The 14,075-nt window shown below is 72.4% G+C and carries 17 protein-coding genes; 12 read left to right on the forward strand and 5 right to left on the reverse strand.

Going from position 1 to position 14,075, the window contains the following annotated elements; genetic code table 11:
* Positions 1–49: 49 nt before the first annotated feature.
* Genes HD597_RS15205 through HD597_RS15215 form a run of 3 tightly spaced genes read left to right on the forward strand, consistent with a single transcriptional unit; the run spans position 50 to position 3,119 of the window.
* On the forward strand, positions 50–1,075 hold the full coding sequence (locus tag HD597_RS15205; protein WP_253742839.1) for an iron-siderophore ABC transporter substrate-binding protein: 1,026 nt from the start codon (positions 50–52) through the stop codon (positions 1,073–1,075).
* On the forward strand, positions 1,072–2,073 hold the full coding sequence (locus HD597_RS15210; RefSeq protein ID WP_253742840.1) for a FecCD family ABC transporter permease: 1,002 nt from the start codon (positions 1,072–1,074) through the stop codon (positions 2,071–2,073). Before HD597_RS15205 ends, HD597_RS15210 begins: the two co-directional genes overlap by 4 nt.
* A 2-nt stretch (positions 2,074–2,075) precedes the next feature.
* Positions 2,076–3,119, forward strand: a complete 1,044-nt coding sequence (locus HD597_RS15215) for a FecCD family ABC transporter permease (RefSeq protein WP_253742841.1) — start codon at positions 2,076–2,078, stop codon at positions 3,117–3,119.
* Here the strand turns inward: HD597_RS15215 and aztA are convergent.
* Positions 3,058–3,798, reverse strand: a complete 741-nt coding sequence (gene aztA / locus HD597_RS15220) for a zinc ABC transporter ATP-binding protein AztA (protein ID WP_253759361.1) — start codon at positions 3,796–3,798, stop codon at positions 3,058–3,060. The genes HD597_RS15215 and aztA overlap by 62 nt on opposite strands.
* 174 nt (positions 3,799–3,972) lie before the next feature.
* On the opposite strand from aztA, the gene HD597_RS15225 reads away from it, so the two are divergent.
* Together HD597_RS15225 and HD597_RS15230 are read left to right on the forward strand one after the other, a co-directional pair.
* Positions 3,973–4,395, forward strand: coding sequence for an organic hydroperoxide resistance protein (locus tag HD597_RS15225; protein ID WP_253742842.1), 423 nt, complete (start codon positions 3,973–3,975; stop codon positions 4,393–4,395).
* A gap of 1 nt (position 4,396) precedes the next feature.
* Positions 4,397–4,564 (forward strand): hypothetical protein, encoded by a 168-nt coding sequence (locus HD597_RS15230; protein ID WP_253742843.1) that lies wholly within the window; start codon positions 4,397–4,399, stop codon positions 4,562–4,564.
* 165 nt (positions 4,565–4,729) lie between these two features.
* Here the strand turns inward: HD597_RS15230 and HD597_RS15235 are convergent, their stop codons facing one another.
* Entirely contained in the window at positions 4,730–5,974 is a 1,245-nt protein-coding gene (locus HD597_RS15235) for an MFS transporter (protein ID WP_253742844.1), read from the reverse strand.
* Between the two features lie 95 nt (positions 5,975–6,069).
* Between HD597_RS15235 and HD597_RS15240 the strand changes: the two genes are divergently transcribed.
* On the forward strand, positions 6,070–6,591 hold the full coding sequence (locus HD597_RS15240) for a CGNR zinc finger domain-containing protein (protein WP_253742845.1): 522 nt from the start codon (positions 6,070–6,072) through the stop codon (positions 6,589–6,591).
* Between the two features lie 121 nt (positions 6,592–6,712).
* Positions 6,713–7,666, forward strand: a complete 954-nt coding sequence (locus HD597_RS15245) for a DUF3500 domain-containing protein (RefSeq protein ID WP_253742846.1) — start codon at positions 6,713–6,715, stop codon at positions 7,664–7,666.
* Between the two features lie 15 nt (positions 7,667–7,681).
* Here HD597_RS15245 and HD597_RS15250 read toward each other — a convergent pair whose 3' ends face one another.
* A complete protein-coding gene (locus HD597_RS15250; protein ID WP_253742847.1) occupies positions 7,682–7,930 on the reverse strand; it encodes a helix-turn-helix domain-containing protein in 249 nt (82 codons plus the stop codon).
* 60 nt (positions 7,931–7,990) lie between these two features.
* Positions 7,991–8,689, reverse strand: coding sequence for a TetR/AcrR family transcriptional regulator (locus tag HD597_RS15255; protein ID WP_253742848.1), 699 nt, complete (start codon positions 8,687–8,689; stop codon positions 7,991–7,993).
* 116 nt (positions 8,690–8,805) lie between these two features.
* Between HD597_RS15255 and HD597_RS15260 the strand changes: the two genes are divergently transcribed.
* Together HD597_RS15260 and HD597_RS15265 are read left to right on the forward strand one after the other, a co-directional pair.
* Entirely contained in the window at positions 8,806–9,540 is a 735-nt protein-coding gene (locus tag HD597_RS15260) for an SDR family oxidoreductase (RefSeq protein WP_253742849.1), read from the forward strand.
* A 73-nt stretch (positions 9,541–9,613) separates the two neighbouring features.
* Positions 9,614–10,768, forward strand: coding sequence for a PQQ-dependent sugar dehydrogenase (locus tag HD597_RS15265; protein ID WP_253742850.1), 1,155 nt, complete (start codon positions 9,614–9,616; stop codon positions 10,766–10,768).
* A 7-nt stretch (positions 10,769–10,775) separates the two neighbouring features.
* On the opposite strand, the gene HD597_RS15270 is transcribed toward HD597_RS15265, so the two are convergent.
* A complete protein-coding gene (locus HD597_RS15270) occupies positions 10,776–11,933 on the reverse strand; it encodes a helix-turn-helix transcriptional regulator (protein ID WP_253742851.1) in 1,158 nt (385 codons plus the stop codon).
* Positions 11,934–12,018: 85 nt separating this feature from the next.
* Here HD597_RS15270 and HD597_RS15275 point away from each other — a divergent pair, with 85 nt between their 5' ends.
* The 3 genes from HD597_RS15275 to HD597_RS15285 all read left to right on the forward strand — a co-directional run bounded on the left by HD597_RS15275 (position 12,019) and on the right by HD597_RS15285 (position 14,075).
* A complete protein-coding gene (locus HD597_RS15275) occupies positions 12,019–12,450 on the forward strand; it encodes a VOC family protein (RefSeq protein WP_253742852.1) in 432 nt (143 codons plus the stop codon).
* Positions 12,443–13,030 (forward strand): dihydrofolate reductase family protein, encoded by a 588-nt coding sequence (locus tag HD597_RS15280; protein ID WP_253742853.1) that lies wholly within the window; start codon positions 12,443–12,445, stop codon positions 13,028–13,030. The genes HD597_RS15275 and HD597_RS15280 overlap by 8 nt, the downstream gene beginning before the upstream one ends.
* Before the next feature lie 130 nt (positions 13,031–13,160).
* The gene (locus tag HD597_RS15285) at positions 13,161–14,075 is read left to right on the forward strand and encodes a hypothetical protein (RefSeq protein WP_253742854.1); all 915 of its coding nucleotides are present in this window, start codon (positions 13,161–13,163) and stop codon (positions 14,073–14,075) included.

Raw genomic sequence — 14,075 nt, forward strand, 5'->3', positions numbered from 1 at the left:
GGTTAGGCTCGCCTTATTTAGCATGGCCTTACCTCTTGAGGAGCCGTCCTTGACCCGCGCGCTCGCCCTCGTGGCGCTCGTCCTGACCACCGTCGTGGGCTGCGGCTCCACCACACCCGCAGCCGCGCCGCCGCCACAGGCGTCCTCATCGGGCACGTCCACGGCCTTCCCCGTGACGATGCCGCACAAGTACGGCAGCACCACCATCGATGCCGAGCCCAAGCGTGTCGTCACCGTCGGCCTGCTGGAGCAGGACTCCCTGCTCGCCCTCGGCGTCGTGCCGGTCGGCACCACGGAGTGGTTCGGCGAGTACCCCGGCGCCATCGGCCCCTGGGCCGAGAGCAGGCTCGGCGGCGCCGCCCGCCCGCAGGTGCTCAGGGACACCGGCAGCGGCCCGCAGTTCGAGAAGATCGCCGCGCTCGATCCCGACCTGATCCTGGCCCTGTACTCCGGCCTGACCAAGGAGCAGTACGAGACGCTGTCCAAGATCGCGCCGACCGTGGCCCAGCCCAAGGAGTACATCGACTACGGCATCCCGTGGCAGGAGGTCACCAAGCGGGTCGGTCTCGCCGTCGGCAAGCCCGCCGAGGCCGAGGGCCTGGTCAAGCAGGTCGAGGACCGCTTCGCCGAGGAGCGCGGGAAGCACCCCGAGTTCGCGGGTCAGAGCGGCCTCATGGCCACCCTGTACGAGGGCTACTTCGTCTTCGGCAGCCAGGACCCGCGCAACCGCCTGCTCGGCTCGCTCGGCTTCCAGCTCCCGCCCGACCTCGACCAGGCCATCGGCGACAAGTTCGGCGCCAACATCAGCAGGGAGCGGCTCGACCTGCTCGACACCGGCGTGATCGTCTGGAGCGTGACCGACGTCGCCAAGGGCGAGCAGACCCTGCACGGCGACACCGTCTACAAGGCGCTCGACGTGGTCGGGGAGGGCCGAGAGGTCTACCTGCCCGAGGGCACGCCGCCGAGCGACGCGGTCGCCTTCCTCACCGTGCTCAGCGTCCCGTACGTGCTCGACACGCTCGTCCCGCGCCTGGCCGCGGCGGTGGACGGCGACCCCGCCACGAAGACCTCGTGAGAGCCGTCGCGGCCGCCGTCGTCGCGCTGATCGCGGTGTGCCTGCTGTCGCTCTCGCTCGGCGCCCGCGCGATCCCGCTCGACCAGGTGGCCGGCGCGCTCGCGGGAACGGCGGGCGACCGGGACGTCCTCGACGTCATCTGGTCCGTACGCGTCCCGCGCACCCTGATCGGGCTCCTGGCCGGGGCCGCGCTCGGCCTGTCCGGCGCCCTCATGCAGGCGCTCACCCGCAACCCGCTGGCCGACCCCGGCGTGCTCGGCGCGAGCGCCGGCGCAGCCTTCGCCGTCGTGCTGGCCATCGGCGTGCTCGGGGTGGCGGCGCCCGCCGGGTTCGTGTGGTTCGCGTTCGCGGGGGCGCTGGTGGCCAGCGTGGTCGTGTACGGGCTGGCCGGGCTCGGCCGCGACGGCATGACCCCGGTCAAGCTGGCCCTGGCCGGGGTCGCCACCACGTTCCTGCTCAGCTCGGTCACCAGCGCGTTCGTGCTGGTGGACCCGGAGTCGCTGAGCAGGTACCGGTTCTGGTCCGCCGGGTCGCTGTCCGGGGCGGGCGGCGAGCTGCTGCCCCAGCTCCTGCCGTTCGCGGCCCTGGGGGCGGCGCTCGCCCTCACCTGCGGCCCCGCGCTCAACAGCCTGGCGCTCGGCGACGACGTGGCCAGGGGCCTGGGCCGCCGCGTCGGCCTGGTACGCCTGCGGGGCGCGGCGGCCGTGATGCTGCTGACCGGCTCCGCCGTCGCCGCCATCGGCCCCGTCGTCTTCGTCGGGCTCGTCGTCCCCTACGTGGCGCGCGCCCTGGCCAGGGGCGGCGGGCGCTCCGAGGCCGACCACCGGCTGCTGCTGCCGCTGGCGGCGCTGCTCGGCCCCTGCCTGCTGCTGGCCGCCGACGTGCTGGGACGCGTCGTGGCGCCGCCGATCGAGGTGCAGGCGGGCCTGCTGGTGGCGTTCGTCGGCGGGCCCTTCTTCGTCGTCCTGGCCCGCCGCCGTCGCCTCGCGGAGTTGTGAGCATGCGCGCATCGATGTCACCGGGCCGGGCCGTCGCCTTCCGGCTGTCCTTCCCGCCCGTCTCCGGCGTGCTGCGCCCCCGGGTCGTCCTGGTCTGCCTGGGCGCCGCCGCCGCCGCGTTCCTCGCGTTCTGCCTCGGCATCGGGCTGGGGGAGGTGCGGCTCGGGCTCGGCGAGGTCGTCGCCGCGCTGCTCGGGAGCGGTGAGCAGGGGACGGCGTTCGTGGTGCACGAGCTGCGCCTGCCCAGGGCGCTCACCGGGCTGCTCGCCGGCGTCGCGTTCGGCGTGTCGGGCGCGCTGTTCCAGACCATGACCCGCAACCCGCTCGCCAGCCCCGACATGATCGGCGTCACCCAGGGCGCCGGGGTGGCCGTGGTGGCCGGGATCGTGCTCGGCGTCGGCAGCGGGCTGCAGGTGCTGGGCTTCGCGGGGGCCGTGCTGGCGGCGCTCGTCACGTACCTGCTGGCCTGGCGGCGCGGCACCACCGGCGGGCGCATCGTGCTGGTCGGCATCGGGCTGTCGTGGATGTGCACGAGCGCCACCGAGTACCTCATGGTCACCAGCGGCGACTTCCAGGCCCAGCAGGCCCTGGGCTGGCTGTTCGGCAACCTGAACGGCCGCACCTGGGACCACGTGACGCCGCTGGCCCTCGCGCTGGCGGTGCTGGTGCCCGCCGCGCTGCTGCTCGGCAACTGGACCCGGGTGCTCCAGCTCGGCGACGAGGTGGCGGTCGTGCTCGGCGCCCCGGTGCAGGCGGCCCGGCTCGCGCTGCTCATGGCGGGCGTCGCGCTGGTGGCCTTCGGCACGGCGGCGGCCGGCCCCGTGGCGTTCGTGGCTCTGGCCGCGCCGCAGATCGCTCAGCGCCTGTCGCGCGCCGCCTGCCCGCCGCCGCTGGCCTCGGGCCTGACCGGGGCGTTCGTGGTGCTGGGCGCGGACCTCGTCGCGCGGCTGCTGATCCCGGACGTGGAGCTGCCGGTCGGCGTGGTCACCGGCGCGCTCGGAGCTCCGCTGCTGCTGTGGCTGCTGGCCCGGACGCGACGCCGCTGATCAGCGGCTCCTCAAGAGTCAGTACGGAGCCGGGCGGCCCCTGCGCGACCAGCCGGCCCTCGTCGAGCAGCAGGCAGTGATCGGCGCGCAGGGCCGCCGCCGGATCGTGGGTGACGTGGACGATCGTCACGCCACGGGAGCTCTCCCGGTCGAGCACCCCGGCGATGTGCCGCCGGGAGGCCGTGTCCAGGCCGGTCGTGGGCTCGTCCAGCAGGAGCAGCCCCGGCTCCTGGGCGAGCCCCTGGGCCAGCAGCACGCGCTGGCGCTGCCCGCCCGACAGTGTGCTCAGGCGGCGCGCGGCCAGCGCGGAGACGTCCAGCTCGGCCATGCGGGTCTCCACGATCGCCCAGTCGTGCGCCGTCAGCCGCCGCCACGGGCCGCGTGACGCCCACCGGCCCATCGCCACGGTGTCGCGCACGGTGATCGGCAGCGCGTCGGAGACCGCGTCGCGCTGCGCCACGTACCCGGGCCGGCCGGCGCCGCCGAGCTCCACCGTGCCGCTGACCGGCCGGATGGTCCCGGCCAGCACGCCGAGCAGAGTGGACTTGCCCGAGCCGTTCGGGCCGACGATCGCGGTCACGCCGTGGCGGGGCAGCCGGGCCGACAGCCCGCGCAGGACCGGTCTGCGGCCGTGACCCGCCGTGACCTCGCTCAGCACGACCGCGTCGCCGGCCCCCATCGCGCCTCCCCGTGAATTCGACAATCGTTTTCATCATAGGCCACCCCGCATGCGGGTGGACCGGCGAGCGTCACCATATTGACAGGTGACGCTTGGGCTGCCAGTATCGTCACCAGTTAAGCCGGTGACGCAAGAAAGTGCTTCCCGGCGTACCCGCTCAGAAGGGAATCAGCCATGGCTGCCAGCTACACCGGGGTCGTCACCGTCACGGGCGAGGGCAGGAACGGCGGCCGCGTCCAGGCCGACGACGGCATGCTCGACACCACCCTCGCCATCCCGAAGGAGCTCGGCGGCGCGGGCGGCGCCACCAACCCCGAGCAGCTCTTCGCCGCCGGCTGGGGCTCCTGCTTCCTCGGCGCGGTCAGGAGGGCGGCGGCCCAGCGCAAGGTCACGCTGAAGAGCACGGCCATCACCGTCGAGGTGAGCCTGCACCACGGCGACGACGGGTTCGGCCTCAGCGCCGTGCTCAACCTGGAGCTCGGCGGCGTGGACCAGCGGACCGCCGAGGAGCTGGGAGCGGCGGCCCACCAGCTCTGCCCCTACTCCAAGGCGACCCGCGGCAACATCCCGGTCACCATCAACGCGAAGGCCGTCTGACATGCGGCCGGTGGACGCCGCCGCCGAGGCCCCGCGGCAGGCCCGATTCGGCCGGCTCCCCGAGCGGATCCGGATCGAGGACACCGTGGAGGAGCGCCCGGCCACCGCGCTGGATCCCGCGCAGCGGGCCTACGACGCGGATGACTGGCTCGTGCGCTACTGCCTGTGAAACCCGGAGGGACATCATGGTGCATCTTTCCAAGTCCTTGAGAGCGCTGGCCGTGGTCACGATCGCGGTCGCCGTCGCCGTGGGCTGCCTGGCCCACGTGTTCTGAGCCGACGGCCGAGCCCGGCTCCTGGGCGCGCGCCCAGGAGCAGGCGCGGTCCGGGCCGGTCACGAGCGCGGGCGGGCGGCGGGTCCGCGTCCTTCGCGGCCCGTGACCGCCAGGGCGGCGGCGGTGCAGACGGCCAGAGCCGCCCACGGCGTCGCGAAAGCGCCGGTCAGATCCTTGAGCAGGCCGAGGGCGGGCGGCGCGAGGATGATGGCGCTCTGGTTGACGGCCATGGCCAGGCCGATCGCGAAGCCCGTCTTGCCCGGTGGCGCCGCTTCGGCCAGGTAGGCGACCCACGGGCCGTACCAGCCGATCCCGAAGAACCCGAGCCAGACGAACAGCAGGCTCGCCGCCACCGGCGAGTGGCCCAGCGGGGTCATGAGCGCCACCGCACCCACGACCACGGCGACCATGCAGGCCAGCACGCAGGTGTAGCGCCCGGAGCTGCTGCGGTCGCTCCAGGCCGCCAGGCCGACGCGGCCCGCCACGCCGGCCGCCTGGACCGCCACGAACACGAGGGCCGCGTGCCCCGCCTCGACCGAGGCCGCCTCGTGCAGGTGCACGACGGTCAGCACGCCGAGACCGCTGTGCACCGACACCAGGGCCATCCCCGACAGCACGGCCCTCCTCATGGACGGCTCGCGCAGCATCCCCAGCCGGGTGCCGGGGCGCGGCGCGCCCTCCCGCGACGGCAGGCGCCGCGCCGGCGGCCGGCGGGAGAAGCCGATGAACAGCACGGCGCCCAGGAACGCGACGAGCCCGCCGGCGGCCAGCGTCACCGGCCAGCCGGCCGCGGCGGCCAGGGCGGGCAGCACGGCCGCTGACAGCACGCCTCCCAGAGGCACGCCGGCCTGGCGGATGCCCATCGCCAGCCCTCGCTGGGAGGTGTCGAACCACGACGCCACCGACTTGCTGCCGCCGGGCTGGATGGTGCTGTACCCCGCGCCGACGACCAGCAGCACGAGCAGCAGGGACACGTATCCCGGCGTCGCGCTGCCCACACCCAGGCTCACCGCGATGACGACGGCGCCGATCCCGACGACCCATCGCTCGTCGTAGCGGTCCAGCAGCTCCCCGGCCACCAGCAGCCCGATCAGCGGCACGAGCTGGGACGCCGACAGCAGCAGGCCGAGCTGGGTGGTGCTCAGGCTCAGATCGCGCTGCAGGTGGACGCCCATCGCCCCGATGCCCTGCATGAAGAACCCGCACGCGGCCTGCGTGAACGTGGCGACGCCGAGGATGACCCACCGGTACCGCCACGCGCGCTCGGTGGGCCCGCCGCCGCTCGTGCTCTTCTCCGCTCGCATGGAGGGTCCGATCGCCCGGGTGCGCCGCTCGCCTGCGGCCGCCGGCCGTGTCTCCGCTGGATCCGTCACACCAACCAGGCTGGTGTAATGGTCTTATGCATCTCAACCCTTACGGCGAGGATGCCGTGAACCTGGCCGCGGACCTGGCCAACCGGCGCCCGGCGACCGCAGGGGAGCTGGCGGACCGCTGCCGCGCCGCCGGGCTCGTCCTGGAGAGCCCGGTCACGCGGGAGGACCTGGACCGGCTGCACGCCGTGCTGGACGAGTGGGAGAAGGTCGTCGACGCCTCCGGCGAACACGAGCGCGCCGAGCTGGTCAACCGCATGCTGGCGGCGTCTGCGGCGTACCCGCGGATGACCGACCACGCCGGCGGCGGCTGGCATCTGCACTACCGCGACCACGGCCAGCCGCTCGGCTCGGTGCTGTTCTCGCTCTTCTCCGTGGGCACCGCGCTTCATCTGGCGGGGCGGGGCATGCACCGCCTGCGGCGGTGCGCCGTGACCGAATGCGACCTGATCTTCGCCGACACCTCCCGCACGGGACGGCAACGCTACTGCTCGCCGCGCTGCGCCAACCGCGACGCGGTACGCCGGCACCGCGCCGGCCGCGGCCGGTGAACGCCGGCCGCCTTCAAGGGGCTACGCCATTTGTCGTTTACGTGCAGTATGTTGCGCTTTGTGGCGTCAGGGCGTGTTCTCTGATGTCCCGCGACAGCACCCCCACGGTGAGGAACCCAAGATGAGCGCTCATGACGTCCAGCTGATGCGGCAGGCGGTGCTGCGCTTCCTCGGCTCGCTCGACACCGGGCGGAGCGCCGCGGCGACGGCGGAATTCGGCTCGCCGGAGCGCACCGAATGGTCCTATCTGCCCGGTCCGCGCCCGGGGCTGCCGCTGGTCGAGATGACCTCGAAGCAGCAGGAGCTGGCCCTCGCCCTCCTCGACGCCGGCTGCGGCCTCGCCGGGGCGCGCACCGCGAGAGGCGTGATCGAGCTCGAACGCGTCCGGCGCCGCCTCGTCACCGGTGTCGAGGAGATCGACGGCGACCGCTACTGGTTCCGTGTGTTCGGCGACCCGGCGGGATCGGCGCCGTGGGCGTGGCGGGTCAACGGCCACCACCTCGCCGTGCACATCACGGTCTCGGGCGACTCGATCGCCGTCACGCCGAGCTTCCTGGGCGCCGAGCCGGCCATGGTCCTGTCGGGGCCGCGGCGGGGCCTGCGGCTGCTCGCCGAGGAGGAGGACCTGGGGCGGGCCCTGCTCGCCGACCTCGCACCGCACCAGCGGTCGATCGCGATCACCGGCGAGGTGGCCCCCGACGACGTCCTCACCCGCAACGATCCCGTCGCCGAGCTCGATCGCATCCCCCTCGGGCTGTCCTGCGCCGACATGTCCGCGTCGTCGAGGAACCTGCTCGAAAGGCTCGTCCGGCGCTACTTCGACCGTGCCCCCGGCTGGTACGGCGACGCCTGCTGGCGGCATGCGCTCGATGCCGGCCTCGACAAGGTGACGTTCGCCTGGATGGGGTCCGACCAGCGAGGGCAGGGGCACTACTACTGCGTCGCCGGCCCCACGTTCCTGCTGGAGTACGACAACACGCAGGACGAGGCCAACCACATCCACTCCGTCTGGCGCGACCTGCGTGACGACTGGGGCGGGGACCTGCTCGCGCGGCACTACGCCGACCGGCACTGACCGGCACTGACCGGCTCAGGGCCGGTTCGTTTCGGCGTAGGGCTCGATCAGGTCCGCCGGCGTGCAGTCGAAGATGTCGCACAGCGCGACGAGCGTACGCATCGACAGGCGTTCGGGCTTGCCGGCGACCAGCCGGTAGACCTGGGCCGGCGACAGGCTCACACCGCGCTCGCGCAGCAGCGGGATCAGGTCCGTCGTCTTCCACATCTCGTGGGCGGCCATGAGCTGCCGGAGGCGCCAGCGGAAGTTCAGGCGTCTGGTCACGGTGCGCCTTCCTGCCTGGACGATTCGGGGCACGGCTGACGGAACGAGGTGCGCGGCGCGTCAACCGCCGATGATCCGGTCGAGCCAGTCACCGAGCAGCCGTGCCTCGGCGGGGCTGAGGGCCTTCAGGTCCGCGAGGGCGGCCTTCAGGGTGATGGCGCCGGTCACGACGTCGTCGCGGCCGCGCGTGGAGCCGTTCGGGGCGGGATCGGCGATCGCGGCGATGACGGCCTCACGGACGATCCGGGCGGCGTCCATGTCGCGCTCCGCCTCCGGCGTGGCGATCAGAGCCAGCGTGGTGCCGCGGCCGGCCGCGTGGACCGCGCGCGCCGCCCGCTCCTCCGGAACGCGGAGCCGGCCCGCCAGGGCGACGCGGCGCACCAGCCCGGCGAGGATCCGCGCGGCCTGCTTCGCCCCTTCGGGCTCGGCGCCCGGCCGCGGACTGCCGTAGATCAGGGCGTACAGGGAGGGCTGGGCCAGGCCGAAGCCGAGGTGCAGATCCCAGCCGCGCCGCAGGTCCTCCACCGGGTCGCCGCTGGGCGTCAGACCCCGCTTCTCGGCGAGGTAGGACCGGAGCCCCCGGTCGGCCACGGCGTCCAGCAGACCCTGCTTGTCGCCGAAGAGCCGGTACAGGATCGGCGCCTGAACGCCGGCGGCGTTGCAGACCGCCCTGGTCGAGACCGCGTCCCTTCCCTCGCGCGCCAGCAGGTCCGCCGCGACGTCGAGGATCGTTTCACGCTTGTCGTTCACGCTGATCATGTACCGATGCTAACGGGATATAGCTTTCTTTGCTAACACATTCGCTAACCGCCCCTTGTTAGCGTTGAGATAGCGATGCTAACTTCATATTGTTAGCGAACGAGCGAAGGAGTCTCATGAGTACCGCAGCACGCGTCGCCATCGTCACCGGAGGCTCGCGGGGGATCGGCCGCGCCGTCGCCTCCCGGCTCGCCGCCGCGGGCCAGGACGTCGCCGTCGTGTACGCCTCCGACGCCAAGGAGGCGGACGCCGCCGTCGGCGAGATCGAGGCGGCCGGCGCCCGCGGGATCGCGCTACGGGCCGACGTGGCCGACGAGGTCGAGGTCGCCGCCGCGTTCGACGCCGTCGAGCAGCGCCTCGGCCCCGTCGACGTCGTGGTCAACGCGGCCGGGGTGATGGCGCTGCGACCGGTCCGCGACCTGGACCTGGGCGAGCTCGACCGGCAGTTGCGCGTCAACGTGCGGGGCACGTTCGTCGTGGCCAGGGAGGCCGCGCGGCGGGTCCGGCCGGGGGGCGCCATCGTCGCCTTCTCCACCAGCGTCACCCGGCTGCACCTGCCGGCCTACGGCGCGTACGGCGCGAGCAAGGGGGCGGTGGAGGCGCTCGTCCCGATCCTCGCCAAGGAACTGGGCGGGCGCGACATCACGGTCAACGCGGTGGCCCCGGGTCCGACGGCCACGGAGCTGTTCCTCGACGGCAAGTCACGGCAGGACGTCGACCGGATCGCCGGTCTGAGCCCGATGAAGCGGCTCGGCACCCCGCAGGACATCGCGGAGGTCGTCGCCTTCCTGGCCGGCCCCGGCCGCTGGGTCAACGGCCAGACCGTCTTCGCCAACGGTGCTGCCGCCTGAACTCCGCAGAAGGGACTCCAACGCCCGGTCCGGCGGTTCGCCGCGCCCCAACGACATGAAGGACAGCTCAGTCATGCTTCTCATCTCCCGTACGGGCCACCGCCTCAGCGCCGTCGCCGCTCTCCTCTGCGTCACGGTCTCGCTGCCGGGATGCGCGCCCCCGGAACCCCGCGAGACAGCCGCCCCCCGCCAGACAGCCTCGCCCCGCGCGGCGCAGGACCTCACACGTGGCCTGGTCCCAGGAGAGGTCACCGAGATCGTTCGCGGCCTGACCATGCCGTGGGGCCTGACGTTCCTCCCGGACGGCTCGGCCCTGGTGTCCGAGCGGTCGTCGGCGCGGATCCTGCGCATCCGGCAGGGCGGCGATCCCGAGCCGATCGGCACGGTCCCCGGGGTCGAGGTGAGCGCCGAAGGCGGCCTCCTCGGGCTGGCCGTCTCGCCGTCCTTCGGCGAGGACCGCACCGTCTACGCCTACGTGTCGGCCTCGCCCACCAACCGCGTCGTGGCGCTGCGCCTCGACCCCCGCCTGCGGTCCCTGCGCCAGGACCGGGTCGTCCTCGACGGCATCGAGACCGCCGACCGCCATCACGGCGGGCGCCTGCGCTTCGGGCCCGACGGCAACCTCTGGATCGGCACCGGCGACGCCTTCTCGCCCGGGAACGCGGCCGACGACGCCTCGCTCAACGGCAAGATCCTGCGCATCCGCCCCGACGGATCCGTACCACCGGACAACCCCTCGGGAACCGCCGTCTACTCCAGCGGCCACCGCAACGTGCAGGGCATCGCGTTCGGCCCCGACGGCACCGCCTACGCATCCGAGCTCGGCCACCGTACCTGGGACGAGCTGAACGTCCTGCGCCCGGGACGCGACTACGGATGGCCCGAGTCCGAAGGCCGTGACGGCTCGCACGGCGAACGCCCGATCTTCACCGTCCATCCCGACGACGCCTCCCCGTCCGGCATCGCCGTCGCGGGCGGGGCCGTCTGGATGGGCGCGCTCGGCGGACAGCGACTCTGGCGCCTGCCCGTCGACGGCCCCCGGGCGGACGGCGACCCCGTCGCCTACTTCGTCCAGCGGTACGGACGGATCCGCACGGTGGAGCCGGCGCCCGACGGCTCCCTGTGGATCACGACCTCCAACACCGACGGAGCCACGTGGGGCGGCACCGCCGCCCGCCCCGGCGACGATCGGATCCTGCGCGTCGCCCTCGTCCGCCCCACGTCCTGACCTGCGCCTATGCGAGGGGTCCGGCCGGACTCGGGCGATCGTCAAGGCCGTGCGAACCGTCCGGGATCACCGACGGCGCGGTCAGGGACGTGGCGCGCCGGTCGAAGAACAGGCGGGCCACCAGGTCCCCGCGAGAGCCGGTGCCGGACTTGGCGAAGATCGCTTTCAGGTGGTCCTGAACGGTGTACGCCGCCAGGTGGAGCCGGTTGCCGATCTCTCTCGTCGACAGCCCCTGCGCGACGAGCTCGGTGACCCGCCTCTCCCGCTGGGTCAGCCCGTACATGTCGGCCAACAGCGGCGCCATCTCGGCCGGCCGGGCCGCTTCGAGGAGCACCGCGACCGGCGCCAGCGGGCCCTGGCCCAACAGGGACGCGCGGACGATCGCCCAGCGGCCCGTCCGGGTCCGCACGCGCGCCCGCGCAGGCCCCACCTCGGCGACCCGCTCCCTCCCGCCGGCGATGGCACGTGCCTGGCGAGCGACGGAGCGGACCACGAGCGGCAGCCTGGTGCCGGCTCGTTCGCCGACGTCGAGCTCGTCGACCCACCGCTCGGCCTCCCGATTGGCGAGGTCGACCCCGTCGTCGGGATCCAGCACGAGCATGCCGGTGTCAGTGTGGCCGGTGGACGCGGCCTCGAGCAGGAGGGCCCGGCGCAGCCCGTCCGAGAGCAACCCGGTGAGAGACGAGAGGAGACGAACCTCGGGCACCGAGAAGTACGGTCTGTCCGTCTCGCGGAACACGGTCAGCGCGCCCCACGTACCGGTGCTGCTGGACAGGACGACCCGAAGCTCGTCGGCATACCCCTCCGGACGCCGGACCTCCCGCTGACGCCGGCTGAGGTCGAGATCGCCCGCGGTGGCCTCACTCAGGCTCGCCGCCGCCGTGCCCTCCCGCGCCAGGTCGACCCACTTGGTGTAGTCGGGCTCGCGCAACTCGATCTCGACGAGCCGGCTGAACGCATCCGCGCTGAGCCCGTTCTCGACGAACTCCGCGGTCGGCAACATGGTGGCCGGGTCCATGGTCATCAGGCAGGAGCCCTCCGACGGCACACATCCGGCCAGGGCGTCGCTCACCGCGCGCCAGTAGCACTCCACCGACATCCCGCGGTGAACCAGCCGCCCGATGTCATCCCTGACCCGTTCACGCACCGCCTGAACGTCGACCATGGTGCAGCATAAACCGGACCCCAGAAATCTGGGATACCCGAGAGACCCCCGCTCGCGCGACGCTGGACGCACGAGAAGGAGGGCCATGATGAGGACCTTGCACATCGGGCTGCGGGTGACCGACCTCGGGCATTCGCTGACGTTCTACCAAGCCATCGGCTACCAGGTCGTCGGGACCGTGCCGCGGACCCCGATCGGGCGTCTGACGATGCTCAAGCTGCCCGACGACGAGTTCGTCGCCATCGAGCTCGTTCATGACGCCGAACCGGTCGAACGGGGGACCGGCCTGAGTCATCTCGTCGTGAAGGTCGAGTCGATGGCCGGCACGCTGGACGCCCTCGCCTCGAAGGGGATCGTGCCCGTCGGCCCGGGTCACGAACGCGAGGACGGCCTGGTGACGAAGGTCGTCACCGATCCGGACGGCCGCCGGATCGAGCTCGTCCAGTGGCCTCCCGGCCACGCCGACGGCATGACCGCTGCCGACTGCCCGGACCAGGACGGTGACCCCCATGAGTGACGCGCCCCTCCGCCTGTACATGGCCATGTCCGTCGACGGCTTCATCGCCGGACCGGACGACCGTGAGGGCCAGGAGCTCGGACGCGACGGCGGACGGCTGTTCAACTGGCTCGACGAGCGGATGTCCACCGGGATCGACGGGCAGGTGTACCGCGAGGCCATGGACACCGGCGCCGTGATCTCGGGCCGCCGCACGTTCGAGCTGGCGGGCAGATGGAACGGCGATCACCACGACGGGGTGCCGATCTGCGTGCTGACCCACCACGCCGACGCGGACGACGTGCCACCCGGCAGCGCGACGTTCCACACCGACGTCGACGCGTGCGCCGCCGCGGCCCGGACCGCAGCACGAGACCGGGCGGTGCTGGTGCACGGCGCGGGCGCCGCGCGGGCGCTGCTGGCGGCCGGCCAGCTCGATGAGATCGAGCTGCACCTCGTACCCGTGTTGCTGGGCGGGGGCCGCCGGCTGTTCGAGGCGACGGGACTCGGCCACATCGAGCTGGAGCCGGTCCGCCGCCTCCAGGGTCACGACGCCACACATCTGCGTTACCGCGTGGTCCGCCGAGGAGGGCAGCCATGATGACCGCCGCATCGCCGACCGACGTTCCCGAAGGGATTTCCGCGGGACCTGGATGATCGATGCGGCGCCACGTCATACTTGCTCGCAGGGCATTCTTCCCGGCGGGCGAAAGAGGCCAGGTTTGAGCGGCATGGAGTTCGTCTCGCAACTGGTTTCCGCGCTCGCGTGGCCGGTCGTGGTCATTGTCGTCGTCCTCGCCCTGCGTACGTGGATCACCAAGAGGCTCGACTCGCTCGGGATCACGGTGGGGTCGGTCGACGTGCAGGTGAAGACCCTGGACCTCAAGGTCGACGAGGTGGGCAAGGATATCTCCGTCACCCTTTCCGACAATGTCCCCCCGCCGGAGGCGCACGACGGCATTCCCGTGAGCCTTGTGGATCTGATGGCGACGGTCAGCAGAAACCGGACGGAGGGAATTCACGCGGCGTTCGACCAGGTGAACCGGGCCCTGAAGGAGCACTATCCCCAGTTACGCAGGACCCTTCCGTCGCAGTTGCCGGAGACCATGCACCGCCTCGTGAGCAAGGGCCAGATGGAAGCCGACGTGGCGCTTTCCGTTCAGCGGCTGCAAGAGCTGATGGACATGGCCGATTGGGAGACGGATCCAGCGGGCGACACTCGCGCCTATGCGTTTCTCATGCTGGCCGAGGGCGCGATTCACGGCATTCTGCGTAGCGCCTCGGCCGCCGGTGCCGGCCTGAGGAAGATCAGGGTCTCATGGCGGGGGACGTACAACGAGTCCTATCCCATTCGGCTCGACATCGCGGTCCGGTCCGGCAACGCGTTCGACGGCACCATGACGTATCCGGATGACGACACGGCTACCGGCGTCACCGGAAAGATCGAGGACGATCCGGTGGTCAACGGTGTGCGGCTCACCTGGAAAGAGGTCAGTTACACGCGCCGCGGAAAACGCGGGATCGACTTCGACGGCACGTACTCGGCGACCGTGAGGGACGACGTCATGGAGGGTGCCTGGTACAAGGAGCAACGGCGGGTCGCCGATTTCGCGATGACGGCGGTCGACGACAGCGCTACGGGGTGA

It is taken from the genome of Nonomuraea thailandensis (genome assembly GCF_024172165.1).
In the GTDB taxonomy this organism is placed as follows: Bacteria; Actinomycetota; Actinomycetes; order Streptosporangiales; family Streptosporangiaceae; genus Nonomuraea; species Nonomuraea thailandensis.

Bases quoted from the DNA above. Each gene is read 5' to 3' on its own strand.
- HD597_RS15215 (WP_253742841.1), top strand. From the start codon at position 2,076: ATGCGCGCATCGATGTCACCGGGCCGGGCCGTCGCCTTCCGGCTGTCC.
- aztA (WP_253759361.1), bottom strand. From the start codon at position 3,798: ATGGGGGCCGGCGACGCGGTCGTGCTGAGCGAGGTCACGGCGGGTCAC.
- HD597_RS15225 (WP_253742842.1), top strand. From the start codon at position 3,973: ATGGCTGCCAGCTACACCGGGGTCGTCACCGTCACGGGCGAGGGCAGG.
- HD597_RS15230 (WP_253742843.1), top strand. From the start codon at position 4,397: ATGCGGCCGGTGGACGCCGCCGCCGAGGCCCCGCGGCAGGCCCGATTC.
- HD597_RS15235 (WP_253742844.1), bottom strand. From the start codon at position 5,974: ATGCGAGCGGAGAAGAGCACGAGCGGCGGCGGGCCCACCGAGCGCGCG.
- HD597_RS15240 (WP_253742845.1), top strand. From the start codon at position 6,070: ATGCATCTCAACCCTTACGGCGAGGATGCCGTGAACCTGGCCGCGGAC.
- HD597_RS15245 (WP_253742846.1), top strand. From the start codon at position 6,713: ATGAGCGCTCATGACGTCCAGCTGATGCGGCAGGCGGTGCTGCGCTTC.
- HD597_RS15255 (WP_253742848.1), bottom strand. From the start codon at position 8,689: ATGATCAGCGTGAACGACAAGCGTGAAACGATCCTCGACGTCGCGGCG.
- HD597_RS15260 (WP_253742849.1), top strand. From the start codon at position 8,806: ATGAGTACCGCAGCACGCGTCGCCATCGTCACCGGAGGCTCGCGGGGG.
- HD597_RS15265 (WP_253742850.1), top strand. From the start codon at position 9,614: ATGCTTCTCATCTCCCGTACGGGCCACCGCCTCAGCGCCGTCGCCGCT.
- HD597_RS15270 (WP_253742851.1), bottom strand. From the start codon at position 11,933: ATGGTCGACGTTCAGGCGGTGCGTGAACGGGTCAGGGATGACATCGGG.
- HD597_RS15275 (WP_253742852.1), top strand. From the start codon at position 12,019: ATGATGAGGACCTTGCACATCGGGCTGCGGGTGACCGACCTCGGGCAT.
- HD597_RS15280 (WP_253742853.1), top strand. From the start codon at position 12,443: ATGAGTGACGCGCCCCTCCGCCTGTACATGGCCATGTCCGTCGACGGC.
- HD597_RS15285 (WP_253742854.1), top strand. From the start codon at position 13,161: ATGGAGTTCGTCTCGCAACTGGTTTCCGCGCTCGCGTGGCCGGTCGTG.